This is a genomic window from Nonomuraea sp. NEAU-A123 (assembly GCF_018603905.1).
In the GTDB taxonomy this organism is placed as follows: Bacteria; Actinomycetota; Actinomycetes; order Streptosporangiales; family Streptosporangiaceae; genus Nonomuraea.
Window position 1 is genome coordinate 36332 of sequence record NZ_JAHFZZ010000001.1, and the last position, 18707, is coordinate 55038.

Annotated in this window: 19 protein-coding genes; 12 read left to right on the plus strand and 7 right to left on the minus strand. The window is 70.6% G+C overall.

Annotated features, from left to right (window positions below; translation table 11 throughout):
- Nucleotides 1–5 precede the first annotated feature (5 nt).
- The 3 genes from KLK06_RS00240 to KLK06_RS00250 are packed head-to-tail and all read left to right on the plus strand — an operon-like array spanning nucleotide 6 to nucleotide 3796.
- Nucleotides 6–1115, plus strand: coding sequence for an ATP-grasp domain-containing protein (locus KLK06_RS00240; RefSeq protein ID WP_214633202.1), 1110 nt, complete (start codon nucleotides 6–8; stop codon nucleotides 1113–1115).
- Nucleotides 1112–2215 carry a GNAT family N-acetyltransferase gene (locus KLK06_RS62145; RefSeq protein ID WP_214633203.1) on the plus strand — a complete coding sequence of 368 codons (1104 nt, stop codon included), beginning with the start codon at nucleotides 1112–1114 and terminating at the stop codon, nucleotides 2213–2215. The genes KLK06_RS00240 and KLK06_RS62145 overlap by 4 nt, the downstream gene beginning before the upstream one ends.
- Before the next feature lie 9 nt (nucleotides 2216–2224).
- Nucleotides 2225–3796, plus strand: a complete 1572-nt coding sequence (locus tag KLK06_RS00250) for a class I adenylate-forming enzyme family protein (protein WP_214633204.1) — start codon at nucleotides 2225–2227, stop codon at nucleotides 3794–3796.
- On the opposite strand, the gene KLK06_RS00255 is transcribed toward KLK06_RS00250, so the two are convergent.
- The 5 genes from KLK06_RS00255 to KLK06_RS00275 are packed head-to-tail and all read right to left on the minus strand — an operon-like array spanning nucleotide 3780 to nucleotide 8176.
- Nucleotides 3780–4496 (minus strand): ABC transporter permease subunit, encoded by a 717-nt coding sequence (locus KLK06_RS00255; protein WP_214633205.1) that lies wholly within the window; start codon nucleotides 4494–4496, stop codon nucleotides 3780–3782. The two genes, KLK06_RS00250 and KLK06_RS00255, sit on opposite strands and share 17 nt — an antisense overlap.
- A gap of 22 nt (nucleotides 4497–4518) precedes the next feature.
- Entirely contained in the window at nucleotides 4519–5433 is a 915-nt protein-coding gene (locus KLK06_RS00260) for an ABC transporter ATP-binding protein (RefSeq protein WP_214633206.1), read from the minus strand.
- Nucleotides 5430–6290: an ABC transporter permease gene (locus tag KLK06_RS00265; protein ID WP_214633207.1), complete on the minus strand. Its 861-nt coding sequence runs from the start codon at nucleotides 6288–6290 to the stop codon at nucleotides 5430–5432. The genes KLK06_RS00260 and KLK06_RS00265 overlap by 4 nt, the downstream gene beginning before the upstream one ends.
- A complete protein-coding gene (locus KLK06_RS00270; RefSeq protein ID WP_214633208.1) occupies nucleotides 6283–7191 on the minus strand; it encodes an ABC transporter ATP-binding protein in 909 nt (302 codons plus the stop codon). The genes KLK06_RS00265 and KLK06_RS00270 overlap by 8 nt, the downstream gene beginning before the upstream one ends.
- A gap of 40 nt (nucleotides 7192–7231) precedes the next feature.
- Complete coding sequence (locus KLK06_RS00275) at nucleotides 7232–8176, minus strand: DUF389 domain-containing protein (RefSeq protein ID WP_250904707.1); 945 nt, start codon at nucleotides 8174–8176, stop codon at nucleotides 7232–7234.
- Nucleotides 8177–8221: 45 nt separating this feature from the next.
- On the opposite strand from KLK06_RS00275, the gene KLK06_RS00280 reads away from it, so the two are divergent.
- Complete coding sequence (locus KLK06_RS00280) at nucleotides 8222–8359, plus strand: hypothetical protein (protein ID WP_214633209.1); 138 nt, start codon at nucleotides 8222–8224, stop codon at nucleotides 8357–8359.
- Here KLK06_RS00280 and coaA read toward each other — a convergent pair.
- On the minus strand, nucleotides 8331–9248 hold the full coding sequence (gene coaA / locus KLK06_RS00285) for a type I pantothenate kinase (protein WP_214633210.1): 918 nt from the start codon (nucleotides 9246–9248) through the stop codon (nucleotides 8331–8333). The genes KLK06_RS00280 and coaA overlap by 29 nt on opposite strands.
- Before the next feature lie 198 nt (nucleotides 9249–9446).
- Here coaA and KLK06_RS00290 point away from each other — a divergent pair, with 198 nt between their 5' ends.
- Nucleotides 9447–10865 (plus strand): alkaline phosphatase PhoX, encoded by a 1419-nt coding sequence (locus KLK06_RS00290; RefSeq protein WP_214633211.1) that lies wholly within the window; start codon nucleotides 9447–9449, stop codon nucleotides 10863–10865.
- Here KLK06_RS00290 and KLK06_RS00295 read toward each other — a convergent pair.
- Nucleotides 10862–11992, minus strand: a complete 1131-nt coding sequence (locus KLK06_RS00295) for an aminotransferase class V-fold PLP-dependent enzyme (RefSeq protein WP_308168040.1) — start codon at nucleotides 11990–11992, stop codon at nucleotides 10862–10864. The two genes, KLK06_RS00290 and KLK06_RS00295, sit on opposite strands and share 4 nt — an antisense overlap.
- Before the next feature lie 91 nt (nucleotides 11993–12083).
- Between KLK06_RS00295 and KLK06_RS00300 the strand changes: the two genes are divergently transcribed.
- From KLK06_RS00300 to tsaE, 7 genes are all read left to right on the plus strand, one after another.
- Entirely contained in the window at nucleotides 12084–13475 is a 1392-nt protein-coding gene (locus KLK06_RS00300; protein WP_214633213.1) for a PLP-dependent aminotransferase family protein, read from the plus strand.
- Between the two features lie 56 nt (nucleotides 13476–13531).
- A complete protein-coding gene (locus KLK06_RS00305; protein WP_214633214.1) occupies nucleotides 13532–14071 on the plus strand; it encodes a hypothetical protein in 540 nt (179 codons plus the stop codon).
- Nucleotides 14072–14093: 22 nt separating this feature from the next.
- A complete protein-coding gene (locus KLK06_RS00310; RefSeq protein ID WP_214633215.1) occupies nucleotides 14094–14444 on the plus strand; it encodes a holo-ACP synthase in 351 nt (116 codons plus the stop codon).
- A gap of 9 nt (nucleotides 14445–14453) precedes the next feature.
- Entirely contained in the window at nucleotides 14454–15917 is a 1464-nt protein-coding gene (locus KLK06_RS00315) for an NAD(P)H-hydrate dehydratase (RefSeq protein ID WP_214633216.1), read from the plus strand.
- 73 nt (nucleotides 15918–15990) lie between these two features.
- Entirely contained in the window at nucleotides 15991–17133 is a 1143-nt protein-coding gene (alr, locus tag KLK06_RS00320) for an alanine racemase (protein ID WP_250904708.1), read from the plus strand.
- Complete coding sequence (locus KLK06_RS00325) at nucleotides 17130–18179, plus strand: alpha/beta fold hydrolase (RefSeq protein WP_214633217.1); 1050 nt, start codon at nucleotides 17130–17132, stop codon at nucleotides 18177–18179. Before alr ends, KLK06_RS00325 begins: the two co-directional genes overlap by 4 nt.
- Nucleotides 18179–18643 carry a tRNA (adenosine(37)-N6)-threonylcarbamoyltransferase complex ATPase subunit type 1 TsaE gene (gene tsaE, locus KLK06_RS00330; protein WP_308168041.1) on the plus strand — a complete coding sequence of 155 codons (465 nt, stop codon included), beginning with the start codon at nucleotides 18179–18181 and terminating at the stop codon, nucleotides 18641–18643. Before KLK06_RS00325 ends, tsaE begins: the two co-directional genes overlap by 1 nt.
- The last annotated feature ends 64 nt before the right edge of the window (nucleotides 18644–18707 follow it).

An 18707-nucleotide genomic window follows, 5' to 3' on the forward strand; every position in this document is an offset into this window, starting at 1 on the left:
GGCTGGTGAGCGTGACTGTGTTGATCACCGGTGGGCGGGCCCCTGTGGCGTTGGACCTGGCCAGGAAGTTCGCCAGGTCGGGCGCGCGGGTGGTGGTGGCCGAGAGCTCGCGGGCGCAGCTCTGCGCGCGGTCCGCGGCGGTGGCGGTGAGCCATCGGGTGCCGCCGCCCAACCGGGCCCCCGAGGCGTTCACCGACGCGCTGGCCGACATCGTCACGCTGGAGGGCGTGCGGCTGGTCGTGCCCACCTGCGAGGAGATCTTCTGGGTCGCCCGGGGGCGGAAGCGGCTGCACTGCGAGGTGCTGGCCGAGCCACTCGGGACGCTGCGGGCGTTGCACAGCAAGTGGGAGTTCGTCCAGCTCGCGAGGGGGTTCGGGCTGCCGGTGCCGGAGACGGTGCTGGTGACGTCGCAGGACGACCTGGTGGGGATCCCACGCCCCTTCATTCTGAAGCCGGTTTTTTCGCGCTTTGGTACGAAGGTGCAGGTGGTGCGGGGAAATATCGGGTTAAGGGTGGATGAGGGGCCCTGGGTGGCTCAGGAGTTGCTCGGCGGGGAGCAGATCTGCACGTACTCCGTGGCCGTCAAGGGCAGGGTGGTGGCTCATGCCGCCTATGCGGTGGAGTTCACGGCTTCCGGGGCTTGTGTCAGTTTTGAGCCGGTGGAGCATGCCGAGGTGGATGCCTGGGTGACGCGGTTCGTGGAGCGGGCCAAGTTCAGCGGGCAGATCGCCTTCGATTTCATGGCCGGCGACCGGGTGGTGCCGATGGAGTGCAATCCGCGGGCCACCAGCGGGGTGCATCTTCTGGGCGACGAGCTGGCCGGGGTGTTGCTCGGTGATCTGCCGGACGAGCCGCTGCGGCCCGCGCCCGGCGCGCGGGCGATGATCGGGCTGGCGATGCTCGGCTTCGGGCTGGCCGGTGTGCGGTCCTGGCCGGAGTTGCGCCGGTGGGCGAGCGTGGTGTCGTCCGCTGACGACGTGATCGCGGTGAAGGGCGATCGGGGGCCGTTCGTGGCGCAGTTCGGGGTGCTGTGGGAGAACTGGATCCGTTCGCTGTGGACGCGACGGTCGCTGATCGAGTGCTCGACGTACGACATCGAGTGGAACGGTCGGTGAAGGCCGAGCTGTACACGAAGGACAACCTCGGCGAGCTGCCCTGGCCCGAGACCGAGGATGGCGCCTACGCGCGGGACTACCTGGTGCCGCTGGTCGAGAGCGGGACCGAGGCGTTCGTCGGCAATGTGGCCACGACCTACGGGGTCCTGCTCGTGGACGGGCGGGTGGTGCTGCCGGTGTCGGTCAACGACGGTGAGCAGGGGAACGCGTGGGTGTGCTCGCCGTACACGCACTATGTGACCTATGCCGGTGAGGAGCTGCGCGTGCTCCGTAGCGGGGTGCTGCGCGCGGTGCTGGCGGCGGCGCTGTCCGCGCTGGGGGCGCTGTGCCGGTGGTCGGAGCTGGACCGGGTGGTGCTGGTCAACAACTGGCTGCTGTCCACGAACCTCTATCCGGCGATCGAGCCCGCCCACGAGCAGGCCGCCATCCGGTTCCTGCGCGAGCGGTTTCCCGGGCACGCCGTCGGGTTCTGCTCGGTGAACCGGCGGATCGACGGCTGTGTGATGGTGCCCGGGCGGCGGGTCTACCTGGTGCGGCCGGGGGAGCAGGGGGCCCGGCAGCGCAAGAAGTGGCGGCGTGATCTGCGGCTGATCGAGCGCCGGGGGTATGAGGTGGTGCGGCCGGGCGAGGATGACGCGGCTCGGGTGGTCGAGCTCTATAACCTGCTTTATCTGGATAAATACTCGCGGAACAATCCGCAGTTCACCGAGCGGTTCGTCCGCGAGACCATGCGGGCGGGGACGATCACCTACTGGGCGCTGGCCAAGGACGGGCGGATCTCCGGGGTGCTCGGCTACTTCCACCGTGACGGGACGCTGACCACGCCGATCTTCGGGTACGACACCGCGCTGCCGCAGCAGGTCGGGCTGTACCGGATGCTGAGCGCGCTGGTCTATCAGATCGCTGTGGACGAGGGGCTCGCGGTCAACGACAGTGCTGGTGCGGGGGAGTTCAAGCGGCTGCGTGGCGGGGTGCCGGAGATCGAGTATCGGGCCGTGCACGTCGGGCATCTGCCGTGGCGGCGTCGTACGGGCTGGGTGGTGCTGGCCTGGCTGCTCGAACGGGTCGCGGTGCCGGTCATGCGGCGTTACGAGCTTTGAGGGAGTGGGATGGGGAGCGATCTGCTGGCTCAGGTGTTCGCCGCCTGCGAGCGTACGCCGGGGGCGACGGCGATCGTGGGGGCGCGGGGGCGGGAGCTGACGTTCGGCGGGCTGCGCGAGCGGGCGCTGCGCATCCGCGACCGGCTGGTGGCTGATGGGCTCGCGCGCGGGGACGGCGTGCTCTACGCCGTCGAGCCCTCGCCGGACGCGATCGCCGTGGCGCTGGGCGTGGTCGCCGCGGGCGGGGTGCTGGTGCTCGCCGATCCCGGTCTCGCGCCGGAGATCCTGGCGGCCCGGCTCCGGCTGGCCCGGCCGCGCTGGGTGGTGGCGGGGTCGCTGCTGTACGCCGTCACGTCGTTCGCGCCGCTGCGCGCCCTGGCCAGGCGCCGGGGCGTGCTCCTGCCCGGCCTCCGCGATCCGCTGCCGGAGCTGGATCTGCGCCACGCCTACACCGGCCGCTGGCTGCCCGGCGTGCCCAGGGACGCCGTACGGTTACGCGGCCTGAACGGGCCCCCGACCGGCGTCGGCCTCGGCGCCGGCCTCGGCGCCGGCCTCGGTGCCGGCGCGGGCGCGGGCGCGGGCGCGGGCGCGGGCGCGGCCGAGCCGACCGGGGCGAGCCGGGGCGACGCGGACGATCCGGCGGCGGTGATCTTCACCTCCGGCACCACCGCGCACCCCAGAGCTGTCGTGCACACCCGTGCGTCCCTCGCCGCCGGGCTGGAGATATTCAGGGACCGCTTCCCCGTCGAACCCGGCGACGTCGTCCACACCGACGGCCTGATGCTGGGCCTGCCCGCGCTCATCGGCGGCGCCACCTGGTCGATGCCCGGCCCGGACAAGCTGATCTTCGAGCGCCGGGTGACCCACCTGTACTGCGTGCCCGTCGAGCTGGCCGCCCTCGTCGAGCGGGTGGAGCGGCTGCCGGAGAGCCTGCGCCACCTGCTGCTCGGCTCGGCTCCCGCGCCGCCGGCCGTACTGCGGAAGGCGATCGCCGCCGCCCCCGGCGCGGAGGTGCTGAGCATCTACGCGATGACGGAGGCGCTGCCGATCGCATTGGCGAGCGCGGCGGAGAAGCTGGCCTGCACCGAGGGAGACCTGCTCGGTGCTCCATTGCCGGGTGTCGGCGTGCGGTTCACCGAGGATCAGGAGCTGATCGTCGGTGGCCCGCACCTGGCGCGCGGCTACCTGGGCGAGCCGCCGCACGACGAGGTGGCCACCGGCGACCTGGTCCGGATGGACGGACAGGGCCGCCTCGTGCTGCTCGGCCGGAAGAAGGACATGATCCTTCGCGACGGGTTCAACATCTACCCGAGCCTGTACGAACCGGCCATCGCAGCGCTGCCCGGCGTGGCCGACGCCGCCATCGTCGGCCTGGCCGATCCGGTCACGGGCGATGAGGAGGTCGTACTGGCGCTGGTGCCCGGCGACGGCTTCCAGGAGGCGGCCGTACGCGCCCGGCTGCCCACGTTGGTCGACGCGGGCGCGCTGCCCGATCGGATCGCGGTGCTCGCGGACTTCCCGCGATCCAGCAGGCGCAAGCTCGACCGGGCGGCGCTGCGTACGGCTATTCGTCGCCCGTGAGGGCGAAGACCCGCAGTCGCTGTCCCGCCCAGAGCACCGCGCCGAGCGTCACGATGATCAGCGCCGGTACGGCGAAGCCGAGCGTCACGTTGGTGTCCAGGAACGGGTTGTCGGAGATCTGGACCGCGATCGACTTGGCCCACTGCTGGATGGAGAACTTCTGCGCCCCCGGTACGACCGTGCCGACCACCGTCTCCCACAGCAGCGCGTAGATGATCCCGATCGTGACCGCGTGGCGGGTGATGGTGCCGAGCAGCAGGAACACCGCGACGTAGGCGAAGCCCGCGACCAGCGCGCCGAGCGCGAAGCCGGCCGCGAGGCCGTCCTCGTTGCCCACCAGCAGCCAGGCCGAGAAGTACGTCGGGACCGCCGCGAACACCGCCATCAGCGAGGCGGCCACCAGGAACTTCGTCTGCGCGATGACCGGCCGCGAGATCGGCTTGGACATCAGGTGGATGATCGTGCCGTCGTCGATCTCCGGGGCGATCACCCCGGTCCCCGCGATGAGGCCGAGCAACGGGAGCATTACCGCGATGGCGAAGTTGTCCATCAGCAGTTCGGCCGAGTGCGGATCGTTGCCGCCGAACAGGCGCAGCATGATCGCCAGGGCGATCAGCGCCAGCGGCAGCAGAAGCAGCAAGACGATCCGGCGCCTACCCAGGAGCGCCCGGTAAGTGATCCCTGCAACGACTGTATTCATTGCCTGACTCCGTGCAGGTTCATCAAGTACTCCGGTTGATCAGGTAGGCGAACACGCTCTCCAGGTCCTCGTCGGCGGGGGAGACCTGGTGCAGGCGGATGCCTTCGGTGCGGGCGACGCGCGGCAGCAGTCGCGCGAAGCGCCGGAACTCGGCCGCCCTGACCTCCAACCCGTCGGGGCCGAGCGCGACACCGCCCGCCGAGCTGTCGAGCATCAGGGCGGCGGCGAGCTTCCTGTCGTCGCTCGACCGGATCCTGAACAGGTGCGGCCGGTCGGTCATCAGCCGGCGGATCTCGCGGAAGTTGCCCGAGGCGGCGTGCCTGCCCGCGACCAGCACCTCGATCTGCTGGGCGACCCGCTCGACCTCCTCCAGGATGTGCGAGCTGAACAGGATCGTCTTGCCCGCCGTGCCCATCGAGCGGATCAGGTCCATCAGGTGCATCCGCTGGCGCGGGTCCATGCCGTTGAACGGCTCGTCGAGCAGCAGCACCGGCGGGTCGTGGACGAGCGCGGCGGCGACCTTCACCCGCTGGCGCATGCCCTTGGAGTAGGTCTCGACGCGGCGGTCCTTGGGCTCCTCCATCTCGACCGTGGCCAGCGCCTTGCGCGCGGCCTCGACCGGATCGGGCAGACCGTGCAGCCTGGCGGCGGACAGGACGAACTGCCAGCCGGTGAGGAACCCGTAGACACCCTCCCGCTCAGGAACCAGGCCGATGTTCCGGTAGATGTGATGATTTTTCCAGATCCGGGTGCCGTCCATCGTCACCGTGCCACCCGAGGGGGCCAGGAACCCGGCCATCATGTGCAGCAGCGTCGACTTGCCCGCGCCGTTGGGGCCGAGCAGGCCGGTGACGCCGGGGCGGATCGTCATCGTGACGTCGTTGACCGCCACCACGTTGCCGTACCAGCGCGAGACCTGTGCGAGCTCGATGTTCATTGGGCGGCCGCCTTCCGGTAGCGCGCCGCGAGCGCCGCCAGTCCGATCGCGATGAGCACGACCACGATGATCGCCGGGGCGGGCCCCGGCGGGTAGCCGCTGCCGTCCAGCGCGTTGGGCGTGGTGTCGAACAGCCACACCTGTACGGCGTCGACCAGCCAGAACGGGTTGACCAGCCAGGCCCAGAGGGCCCCCGACGTGTTGCCCGCCGACTGCAGCGTGCCGTAGATGACCGGGACGGAGGCCGAGGCCAGCAGGTAGACGGCGATGATGGAGGCGACGCCGAGCCCGCGCCTGGGCGTCAGCGAGGCGATGGCCAGGCCGAACGACGACAGCAGCAGCGCGAGCACCAGCGCCATGGCCAGAGCCCCGAGGTATTCCTTGGTCTGTGGCGGACCTTCGAGGTCGATGAGCAGCTCGCCCACGTAGATCAGCGTCATTGGCAGCGCGATCAGCAGGAACAGCGCCACGGTCATGGCGATGACCTTGGCGGTCACGTACTCGGCGATCGCGACCGGCCTTGACAGGTACAAGGGCAACACCCGGTAGCGCAGGTCGGGCGCGACGACCGTCGGCGACTGCGAGGCAAGGAAGATCGCCAGGACCGTCTGCATGGAGACCGCGAAGCTGCTGTAGCTCATGCCATGCTGCTTTATCAGGGCCATCATCGCGATCGACACGACCGCGGGCAGCAGCATGATGACGCCCAGGGCGAACGGCATGATCTTGCTGCGGGCCGTACGGCCGAGGCCGAAGACGCCGCGCAGGCTGTGGACGGTGAGCGCGCGCGTCGAATAGCCGCGGCCGAGTCGCGGACCGTCGTAGTGGCGGTAACCGATGTCATAGATCTCAGACATTCGCGGCCTCCTCCCGGAAGACGTCCTCGATGCGGTGGCGGCCCTGTTCCAGCCGGATCAGGCAGAGGTCGAGATCGACGGCCGCGTCGCGGATCGCGTCGAACGTCTCCGGACCCGCCACCTTGACCACCAGCAGGCGGCCGTGCTGGGTGGCGGTGTGGCCGAGCTCGGACAGCCGCTCGGCGAGTGGCTGCGTGCCCTCCTCGACCTCGACCGTGACGGTCTGCGTGGCCTGGGTGAACTCGGAGATCGCGGACGAGCGCAGCAGCCGGCCCGCGTCGATGACGATCACGTGGTCGCAGATCCGCTCCAGCTCGCCGAGCAGGTGCGAGGTGACGAGCACGCTGATGCCGAAGTCGGTGCCGATGCGCCTGATCAGCGACAGCATCTCGTCGCGGCCACGCGGGTCGAGCCCGTTGGTCGGCTCGTCGAGGAAGATCAGCTTGGGGTCGTGCACGAGCGCCTGCGCCAGCTTGACGCGCTGCTTCATGCCGGTGGAGTAGCCGCCGATGGCGCGGTAGCGCTCCTCGGCCAGCCCCACGTGGCGCAGCACGTCGGCGGCGCGCTCCCGGGCGGCCGTGCGCGGCAGCCCGGACATCTGGGCGAGGTGGACGACCAGCTCGGTGGCGGACACGTCAGGGGGGAGGCAGTCGTGCTCGGGCATGTAGCCCACGAACCTGCGGATCTCGGCGCCCTGGGTGGTCACGTCGAGATCGAGCACGCGCGCGCCGCCCCCGGTCGGTGGCAGTAAGCCCAGCAGGATCTTGATCAGCGTCGACTTGCCCGCGCCGTTCGCCCCGACCAGGCCGGTGACGCCGGCCCCGACGGTGACCGTCAGCTGGTCGAGTGCCGTGACGGTCGGGAAGCGTTTGGTGAGCCCCTCGGTAGCGAGGATGTGCATGGTCCGGACCCTACCGGCCGGGGATGGGGTGTGGCCTCGTTCACACGGATGAACGATGTCCTACTTGAGGCCAGAATTTCCGCTGGACCGCGAGGGTGACGGTGCCCGCGATGAGCATGCCGACGATGTTCAGCGCGAGCTGCGCGACCGACCCCGCGACCTCGTCCCAGTCGCTGAGCGCCAGCGCCACGGCCACGTAGCCGGCGGCCGGGACCGTGGTGACCGAGATGAAGACGCCGATCAGGGCCGACGACTTGCCCGCCGTGATCGACAGCACCCCGGCCGCGCCCGCCAGCAGCGCCACGATGAACGACCAGCGGTCGGGCTTGACGATGAACTGGACCTCCTCGTTGACCCGCAGGTTGGTCAGGTCGATCCAGCCCATCCAGCGCGAGACCAGCGCGCAGGCGAACGTGATCGCGATCGCCACCGCGAACCCGATGACCAGGGTCCTGACCGAGGTGATGATCAAATGGCCGCGGAAGCGGAGCAGACCGAAGCAGATGGCCGCGATCGCCCCGAACTCGGGGCCGAGCACCATCGCGCCGACGATCAGGATGGGGGAGTTCTGCAGGACGCCGATGCCCGCGAGCTGCGTGGCGATCGCGAGGAAGGCCAGGTACGCCCACGTGATGCGCGACTCGGCCTGCACCTTGTGGGCGAGCTCCGCCCAGACGACCGCGTCGTCGGGGTCGCCGGGAGCCTCCTCGACGGCGTCCGCGGCCACCTTGGACAGGGCCAGGTGAATCTGTTCGACCGCGATGGACCCCTCGTCCTGCACCCACTTGAGCCTGCTGATCACCTCGTTGGCCGCCTCGCGGGCGACGTCGCAGAGGATCAGATCGCCCACCGGCTCGCGGGCCGCGCCGGGCAGCACGGCGACGTTGGTGACGCCCGTGCACTCGTCGAGCACGGTCGTCACCTCGCCGGTACGGGCGGACGGGCAGATCAATCGCAGGTGTAGCACTTGGTCATTCTTGTCCATCGGATGTTGATGATGTGTTGACAGTGGTACGCGAGGCTTCCTCGCATGAGGCAGACGTTCAGGTGTCACGACGACGGCGAGGACTGCTGGTTCGCCGACATAGACGATCAGGGGTGCGCGGGCAGGTTCGCGGCCTACCTGTTCGAGGAGGTGTTCAGGTTCGGCGAAGCCGTACCCGCCTGACGGAGTGGTCGGCGCCTTTCTGCATGACCAGGCTGGCGCGGCCGCGCGTGGGGGCGATGTTCTCGACCAGGTTGCGCTCGTTGATGTCGCGCCAGACGTTGACCGCGAACTCCGTCGCCTCCTCGTCGGACAGGTCGGCGATGTACTTGAAGTACGACTGGGGGTCTTCGAAGGCGGTGCGGCGGAGCTTGTGGAAGCGGTCGACGTACCAGGCCCGGATGTCCTCCACCTTGGCGTCGACGTAGATCGAGAAGTCGAAGTAGTCGTTGACCGCGAGGGACGTGGGTGGGGCAGGCTGAAGCACGTTCAACCCCTCGATGATCAAGATATCCGGATTTTTCACCACTTGTTTTGCGCCGGGGACTATGTCGTATTCGAGGTGGCTGTAGATCGGGGCGTACACCTCGGACTGCCCGGCCTTGACCTCGGCCACGAACCTGACCAGCGCCCTGCGGTCGTAGCTCTCCGGGAACCCCTTGCGATGCATGATCCCCTTGGACTCCAGCACCGCGTTGGGGTAGAGGAAGCTGTCGGTGGTGAGCAGCTCCACGTGCGGGTGCTCCGGCCAGCGGGCCAGCAGCGTGTGCAGCAGCCGCGCCGTCGTCGACTTCCCGACCGCGACGCTGCCCGCGATGCCCAGGATGTACGGCACGCGCTGCCCCGGATGCTCGAGAAACGCGCTCAGCACGCTACTGCGTTGTTTGGACCCGGTGAAGTGGAGATTCAGCAGCCGGGTCAGTGGGAGGTAGATGTCGGTGACCTCGGTGAGGTCGATGGGATCGTCGACGCCACGCAGCTCTTCCAGCTCTTCCGCGGTGAGAGTCAAGGGCGTGTTCTTGCGGAGTTCGCTCCACTGCTCCCTGCTCAATTCAACGTAGCCGTTGTTCACCTTGGCAGCGTAGCGACGACGTCCAAACGCGCTCTCGACCGGGTGCCCGTCTTTATCCACAGCCTGTGGATAAAGACATGGGATTACTTTGTCGCAGTTCTGGGTATGGCGGCGGCTCCCGCCTGGGATCTCGGTGAAACGGGGCATGCGGCGATTTGTCAGAGGCTACTGTTCGGATACCTAGCCCTGGGAGGCCTTGTGGATCGTCGTCGCTTTCTGACCAGAGCAGGTCTGGCCGCCGCGGCCGGCATCGCCGGGCCGTTCGCCGGAGTCGCCTGCGCGGGCGCCAGAGGCGGCGTCGCCCGGGCGACCGGGTACGGACCGCTGAAGGCGGTGCGCGACGCGCGTGACGGGAAGGTCAGGCTGTACCTGCCTGACGGGTTCAAGTACCGCTCCTTCAGCCCGGCGGGCAGCAAATACTCCGACGGCTCCATCGTGCCGGGCAAGCACGACGGGATGGCCGCCTTCCGCGGGCCGCGTGACACCGCGATCCTGGTGCGCAACCACGAGGTCGCCGGCCCGGTCGGCGCGTTCGGGAACAAGGACAAGGCCTACGACCCGGCGGCCGGCGGCGGCACCTCGACCCTCCAGGTCACCCGTTACGGCGAGGTGCTCAAGAGCGCCCCGTCGCTGAACGGCACCATGATGAACTGCTCGGGCGGCCCGATGCCCTGGAACGCCTGGGTGAGCTGCGAGGAGACCGTCAACGGCCCCGACGTGGCCAACGACTTCAACGGCAACGACAACAGCAAGCTGACCCGCAAGCACGGCTATATCTTCGAGGTGCCGGTGTCGGGGACCTCCAATGCCAAGCCGATCAAGGCGGCGGGCCGGTTCGCGCACGAGTCGGCCGCGTTCGACCCGCAGGCCGGGGCCCTCTACCTGACCGAGGACTGCTTCGCGTTCGCCTCCGGCTTCTACCGCTACACGCCGCCGAAGCACCCGCTCAAGGCCGGGCGGCTGCTCGACGGTGGCCGGCTGCAGATGCTCGCGATCAAGGGCTCCCCGCGCAAGGACCTGTCCAAGGGACAGCGGGCCGGCGCCACGTACAACACGGTATGGGTGACCATCGACGACCCCGACCCCACCTTCACCGGCAAGCCGTCGAACGACGAGGCCGTCCAGGCCGTCGGCAAGCAGGGCCGGGCCGAGGGCGCGGCGATCTTCTCCCGGCTCGAAGGGGCCATCTACCACCAGGGCACCGTGTACTTCTGCTCCACCCAGGGCGGCGCCACCGCCGAGGGTGACACGCCGCCGTCCGGGTTCGGCAAGGGACGCGGGCAGGTGTGGGCGTACGAGACGTGGACCGGGCGGCTCAGGCTCGTGTACGAGTCGCCGCGCTCGTCCGTGCTGGACCTGCCCGACAACGTGACGGCCAGCCCCCGCGGCACGCTGGTGCTCTGCGAGGACGGCGACGGCGACAACTTCCTGCGTGGCCTCACCAAAAAGGGGGAGATCTTCGACTTCGCCCGCCTGGAGCCGGTGGAAGGAGACCCGGGCGCGGAGTTCGCGGGCTCCACCTTCGGCCCCGGCGGTCACACCCTGTACGTCAACATCCAGTCCAAAGAGGGCATGTCTTTCGCCATCTGGGGACCCTGGCAGCGGGGCTCGTTCTAACCGGCCAGCTCCGCGACCGCGGCGGCCACCTGGTCCACCTCCTCGTCGGTGTTGTAGTAGTGCGGTGACAGACGCAGGCACCAGTCGACGTCTTTGTCGCCGAAGTCGAACTGCGCGAACTCCCGGAAGCTGAGCGCCGAGTTGATCCCCCGCGCGTCCATCTCCGCCTTGAACGGCTCCGGCCGCCACCCCTCGATGGTGAAGGTGACGATGGCGCCCAGCTCGGGGCCCTGTTCGAGCACCCGTACCCCTGAAACGGCGTCGAGCAGGACGCGCAGCCGGGCGGCGAGCGCGGGTGAGCGGCGCGCGATGGCCTCGACGCCGACCCCGCGGGCGTAGCGGGCGGCGGCCGCGCAGCCCAGCACGGTCGCGTACGGGAACTCCCACTCCTCGAACCGCGAGGCGGACTCGGCGGGCTGGTAGCGGTCCGGCCCGGTCCAGCGGGCGCCGTGCATGTCGATGAACAGCGGCTCGTAGCCCGCCTTCAGGACCCGGTCCGACACGTACAGGAAGCCGGAGCCGCGCGGTCCGCGCAGGAACTTCCGGCAGGTGGCGGTGAGCAGGTCGCAGCCGATCTCGGCCACGTCGATGGGGCGCTGGCCGATCGACTGGCACGCGTCGACCATGTACAGCAGATCCAGTTCGCGGCAGTGGCGGCCGATCTCGGCGACCGGCTGGACCAGCCCGGAGTTGGTGGGGATGTGGGTGGCGCTCACCAGCCGGGGGCGGTGCGCCCGCATGAGCGCGGCCATCGCCGCCACGTCCACGCCGCCCTCCGGCGCGTCCGGCGCGTGCACGACGCGCACGCCGAAGCGCTTGCGCAGTGACAGGAACGCGATCTGGTTGGAGATGAAGTCGTTGCGCGTGGTCAGGATGACGTCGCCGGCCTCGAACGGGATCGCGGACAGGGCCGTGGCGAAGGCGTGGGTGGCGCTACCGGCGAACGCGATGTTCCCCGGCTCGCAGTTGATCAGGCCGGCGAGCTCCGTGTAGAACTCGCGGACCTGGCCGGCGCGGGCCGCCGCCGCCTCGTAGCCGCCGATCTGGGCTTCCAAACGCAGGTGTTCGAGCATCGTGGCCAGCACCGGAGTGGCCAGCAGCCCGCACCCGGCGTTGTTGAAGTGCACGACCTGCGCACACCCTGGGGTGTCAGCCCGCAGGCTCTCGACGTCGAGTAGCGGTTCAGGGCTTGTGCTGAAAGCGCTATTATCCAGTTTCATGACGGATAGTAGCAGTTCGGCGGAGCTGGCGGTGCGGCTGCGTGCCCTGCTGTCCGGGATGGCGCCGGGCGACCGCCTGCCCAGCAGCCGTGACCTGGTCCAGCGCTACCGGGTGGGTCCGGTGACCGTGTCGCAGGCCATCGCCGCGCTGGCCGCCGAGGGCGCGGTGATCACCCGGCCGGGCAGCGGCACTTTCGTGGCGCCGCGCGCCAGGGCGGGCGCCGCGGTCGCCGACACCGCCTGGCAGACGGTCGCGCTCACCGACCGGGCCGTGGACACCCGCTCGCTGACCGACGCGCTCGGCCCGCCGCCCGCCGGGACGATCATGCTGGACGGCGGCTACCTGCACCGATCGCTGCAGCCGGCGCGGGCACTGACCGCGGCGCTGGGCCGCGCGGCCCGCCGCCCCGACGCGTGGGACCGGGCGCCCGCGAGCGGCCTGTCGCCGTTGCGCGCGGTGTTCGCCGCCATGGCGGGTGGCGGCGTCACCCCGGACGATGTGCTGATCACGGCGGGCGGGCAGAGCGCGCTGTCGATGGTGTTCCGCGCCATCGCCGGCCCCGGCAACCCGGTGCTGGTGGAATCGCCCACCTACCCCGGAGCCATGGCCGCCGCCCGCGCGGCCGGGCTCAGCCCGGTGCCCGTGCCCATGGATGCCGACGGCCTGCGGCCCGACCTGCTGGCCGAGGCGTTCGAGCTGACCCGCGCGCGGGCGCTGTACTGTCAGCCGGCCCACCACAACCCGACCGGCGCGGTGCTGGCGCCCGAGCGGCGCCGCCAGGTGGTCGAGGTGGCCAGGGCGGCGGGCGCGTTCGTGATCGAGGATGACTTCGCCAGGCACCTCGGCCATGGCGGGCCCGTGCCGCCGCCGCTGGTGGCCGGCGACCGTGACGGCACCGTCGTCTATCTGACCTCGCTCACCAAACCGGCCGCGCCGAGCCTGCGTATCGGAGCGCTGATCGCGCGCGGGCCCGTGATGGCGCGGCTGCGGGCGGTCCGCCTGGTCGACGACTTCTTCGTCACCCGACCGCTCCAGGAGGCGGCGCTGGAGCTGGTCAGCTCGCCGGCCTGGGAACGGCACCTCCGCACGCTGGCCACGGCTCTGCGGGACCGGCGCGGGGAGCTGGCCGCCGCCATCTCGCGCGGACTGCCCGGCTGGACCATCACGCGGGTGCCCGCCGGCGGGCTGCATCTGTGGGTCCGCCTGCCCGAGGGGCTGGGCGACACGGCGGTGGCCGGCGCCGCCCGGCAGCTCGGGGTCGCGGTCAGCGCGGGCAGCCGCTATTTCGCCACCGAGGTGCCCGCCGCGTGGCTGCGCCTCGGGTTCGCCGCCACGGCCGACTCCGCCGAGCTGGTCGAGGGCGTACGGAGGCTGGCCCGCGTCTGTTGAAGGCGACCAAGGGGTTGTTCATACTCCGAGGGACACCCGCGATAGGAGGGCGCCTCGTGCTGTACATCTTCGGCTTCGAGCGGATCGGCGTGGCGGTGAGCGATCTCTACTTCGTCGACCCGAACCCGGGCAAGGGTCAAGAAGGAGCCGAGCACGGCGTACGTCTCGAAGTACGGATGCTCGAACAAGGGCAGCTGAAAGGGTCCATCTATTCGGCGCGGCCCATCAACGTCGACCGGCCCATCTGGCGCGTTGATTTACTGGAATCGGTCGACGGCCGCCCCGGCAGCTTCGACCGGACCCATCATCATCCGGTCTTCACCGAATGGAACCCGGGCCCTCGCGTGTTCGACAGGGATCTGTCGAGTGATCCCCTTCAATGGCTGGCGGGCAAGCTGGCGGACCTGGACGCCGTGCTGGAGAAGGCGGGGGTGGAGCACGACGAGTCGATCGCCGCGGACGTGGCCGAGCTGCGCGCGTACGTCCCCGAGATCATCGACAGCGTCAGCCGCCTGCTGGCCAGGGTGGGGAAGGGTGAGCTCGGCACGGCGCCCGACGAGGGGCCGGCCGACAGCGTCCGAGCCAGTTGGCTGTAAGCGCGCCCGTTAGCCTTGGGGGATGATCCTGGGTATCGGCGTGGACGTCGTCGACATCGCGCGGTTCGAGTCGGCGCTGGAGCGCACGCCGGGGCTGCGCGAGCGGCTGTTCACCGAGGTCGAACGGCCGCTCGCGGTGCATTCGCTGGCGGCCAGGTTCGCCGCAAAAGAGGCCGTGGCCAAGGCGCTCGGCGCGCCGAAAGGGCTCGGGCATCTGGAGGCCGAGGTGCGCTGCGACGAGAGCGGCAAGCCCGCGCTCCACGTCACCGGCAAGGCCGCCGAAGTCGCCTACGGCCTGGGCGTCAAGCGCTGGCACGTCTCGCTCAGCCATGACGCCGGTGTGGCGATGGCCTACGTGATCGCGGAAGGATAGCTTCGGATCATGCGTACCGCCTACACCGCCGACCAGATCAGGACCGCCGAGCGCGCGCTGATGGCGCGGCTGCCCGACGGCACGCTCATGGACCGCGCCGCGACCGGGCTCGCCGCCGTCTGCGCCGGCCTGCTCGGCAAGGTGTACGGCACGCGCGTCCTGCTGCTCATCGGCAGCGGCGACAACGGCGGCGACGCCCTCTACGCCGGGGCCCGGCTGGCCGCACGCGGCGCCCGGGTCGAGGCGGTCCTGGCGGGCGCCAAGACCCACGAGGGCGGTCTGGAGGCGTTCCGCCGGGCGGGCGGCACGATCGCCGGGGCGGACGCCCTCGACCGGGCCGAGCTGATCGTCGACGGGCTGGTGGGCATCGGGGCGACCGGCGCGTTGCGGGAGCCGTACGCACGGCTGGCCGAGGCGGCCAACGCGGCACCCGGTCTGGTCGTCGCGGTGGACGTGCCCAGCGGCGTCGACGCGAGCACCGGGCAGGTGGACGGGGCGGCCGTCGCGGCCCAGGTGACGGTGACCATGGGCGCTCGCAAGACCGGGCTGCTCGTCGATCCGGGCGCGAGCTACGTGGGCGAGCTCGAGCTGATCGACATCGGGCTCGACCCCTACCTGCCCGACCCCGACGTGGTGGCGCTCTCCCATCGTGACGTCGACGGCCTGCTGAAGCACCCGATGGGTGAGTCCGACAAATACCGCAGGGGCGTCCTGGGCGTGGCGGCGGGCAGTAACCGCTACACGGGCGCCGCCGTGCTCGCCGTGGGCGGGGCGCTGCGCGCGGGCGCGGGGATGGTGCGTTACGTGGGGCCGCAAGAACCGGTGGCCCAGGTACGCGCCCGCTGGCCCGAGGCGGTCATCACCGAGCTGAGCGAGCCGTCGATCGACGAGGTCGGCCGCGTGCAGGCATGGGTGCTGGGGCCGGGTCTGGGCACCGGCGACTGGGCGCACGAGCTGGCCGCCAGGGTGCTGGCCAGTGACGTGCCCGTTCTGATCGACGCCGACGCCCTGACCCTGGTCGCCGGGGACAGGGCGCTGCTCCGCCGTACCGCGCCGGTGCTGATCACGCCGCACGCGGGGGAGCTGTCACGGCTGCTGGGGGCCGACCGCGCGGCGATCGAGGCGGGGCGGCTCGAACACGTCCGCCGGGCGGCGGCGGAGCTGGGCGTGACCGTGCTGCTCAAGGGCTCGACCACGGTCGTGGCCGCGCGGGACATGCCGGTACGGGTCAACGGGACCGGCACCGCGTGGCTGGCCACCGGCGGCACGGGCGACGTGCTCTCCGGCGTGGCCGGCGCGCTGCTGGCGCAGGGGCTCGACTGCTACGACGCGGGTTCGTGCGGCGCCTACCTGCACGGGCTGGCGGGGCGGATCGCGGCCGACGACGCCCCGCTGACCGCCGCCGACGTGGCCGAGGCGGTGCCGGCGGCGATCCGTATGCTGCGGGGTTCTCCCAGGTGGGCCGGAGGGTGAATCCCGTTCGGTCGGCCGGCCTCAAGAGGGCGAATCGCGCTCGACCGCGCGAGCGAGCTGCCAGACTGGGGGGATGACATCCCCGATGGCGACGCCCGCGGAGGCGCAGGTCGATCTGGCCGCGATCAGGCACAACGTGTCGCTGCTCAAGGAGCGCGCGGGCGGCGCCGAAGTGCTGGGGGCCGTCAAGGCCGACGCCTACGGGCACGGGATCGTCCCGACGTCCGAGGCCGTGCTGCAGGGCGGCGCGAGCAGGCTCGGCACCGCCTACATCCGTGAGGCGCTCGCGCTGCGGGCCGGTGGCATCACCGCGCCGCTGCTGTCATGGATCATCACGCCGGGGGAGCCGCTCGACGAGGCGCTCGAAGCCGAGATCGAGCTGTCGGCGGCCGACGAGGGGCTGCTCGACGAGATCGCCGCCGCCGCGCGGCGCACCGGGCGGACCGCCAGGACGCACCTTGAGGCCGACACCGGCATGAGCAGGGGCGGCGCACCGCTCGCCGCCTGGCCGGGGCTGCTGGCCAGGGCGCTCGCCCTCCAGGCCGAGGGCGTCATCGAGATCGTCGGCCTGTGGTCGCACTTCGCCTGCGCCGACATGCCGGGGCATGGCTCGATCGACCGGCAGATCGAGGCGTTCGAGGCGGCGCTCAAGCAGGCCGAGCAGGCCGGCGCCGCCGGATCCCACGTCATCAGGCACCTGGCCAACTCCGCCGCGATCCTGACGCTGCCGCGCACCCACTACGACATGGTCCGGCCCGGCATCGCGATGTACGGGCTCAGCCCGGTCCCCGAGCTGGGCGACTTCGGGCTGCGGCCGGCGATGACGCTGGTGGCGCGGATCGCGCTGGCCAAGCGGGTGCCGGAGAGCTCAGGAGTGTCCTACGGACACCTTTATGTCACGAGTTCCGAGACCACGCTTGGGCTGGTGCCGCTCGGGTACGCCGACGGGATCCTCAGGCACGCGACGGGGCGGGCGGAGGTGCTGGCCGGGGGTCGCCGCAGGGCGATAGCCGGCCGGGTGTGCATGGACCAGTTCATGATCGACATGGGCGACGACCCGCTGGCCGCGGGGGACGAGGTCATCCTGTTCGGGCCAGGCGGGAGGGGTGAGCCGACCGCTCAGGAGTGGGCGGATAATCTCGGCACGATTACGCATGAGATCGTGACCAGGATCGGTTCGCGGGTGCCGCGGGTGTATAGGGGATCAGGGACATGACGACGACAACACGGCGGAAGGTCGGGATCGCCGGCGCGATCGTCGGTGCCGCTTCGGCCGGTGTGGCCGCCGCGGCGCTGGCCAAACGCTACGCGGTGGGCCGCATGAGGCTGCGCCCCGACGCCGAGGCGAGCGAGCGGTTCGGCGAGCTGCGCGGCCGGGACCGCACGCTCATCACCTCCGACAGCACGGCCCTGCACATCGAGATCGACGGGCCCGAGGACGCGCCGCTGACCATCGTGTTCTGCCACGGCTACTGTCTCAGCCTGGAGTCGTGGCACTACCAGCGCCGCGACCTGCGCGACAACTACCGCATGGTGCTGTGGGACCAGCGCTCCCACGGCCGCTCCCAGCGCGCGACCGCCGAGGACAGCACGATCGACCGGCTGGGCGACGACCTGGCCGAGGTGATCGACCGTTTCGTACCCGGCCCGTGCGTGCTGGTCGGCCACTCCATGGGCGGCATGACGATCATGGCGCTCGCCGACCGCCACCCCGAGCTGTTCGGTGACAAGATCCGCGCGGTCTCGCTCATCGCCACCTCGGCGGGCAAGCTGGCCGAGCTCACGCTGGGCCTGCCCGCGCTGCTGTCCAAGGTCGTGCACAAGATCGCCCCGCCGACGATCTCGATGCTGGGCAAGCGGGGCTCGTTCGTCGACAAGACCCGCCACGCGGGCAGCGACATCGCGTTCCTGATGACCCGCCTCATGGGCTTCGGCGACTCCAAGAACGTCAGCCCGACCCTGGTCGACTTCGCCGAGACGATGATCAGGGCGACGCCGACCGAGGTGTTCGCCGACTTCTACCCGGCACTGATGAACCACGACAAGCTGGCCGCCCTGCACGTCCTCGACCCGGTGCCGACCGCGATCCTGGTCGGCGACAAGGACTGGCTGACGCCGCCCGAGCACAGCAAGGCGATCGCCGCCGCGCTGCCCAAGGCCCAGCTCACCGAGGTGCCGGACACGTCGCACCTGATCCAGTTGGAGCGCCCGGGCGTGGTCAACGACGCGCTGCGCGACCTGATCAAGCGGGTGGAGCTGTAGTGGCGGAGAGGCTCCCGACGGCCGAGGACATGCGCGCGTACGGCGCACGCCTGGCCGCAACGCTGCGCCCCGGCGACCTGCTCATCCTGTCCGGCCCCCTTGGCGCGGGCAAGACCACGCTCGTGCAGGGCATCGCCGAAGGGCTCAAGGTACGCGGCCCGATCACCTCGCCCACGTTCGTGATCGCCAGGGTGCACCCGTCGCTCCGGCAGGGCCCGCCGCTCGTCCACGCCGACGCCTACCGGCTGGGTGGTGACCTGGAGGTCGACGACCTCGATCTCGACGCCTCGCTCGAGGAGTCGGTGACGGTCGTGGAGTGGGGCGAGGGACTGGTCGAGGGGCTGTCCGAGGACCGGCTGGAAATCCACATCGACCGCGAGGGCGGCGACGACGCCCGCGTCGTGACGCTGCGCGGCGTCGGTGCGCGATGGGCCGACACGCCGTCCGAACCTGCGGAAAAGTAAATTCTGCCCTGTCTTCTGGCAAAGCTGTCACCCTTGACCTACCTCACCATCGACAGAAATCATG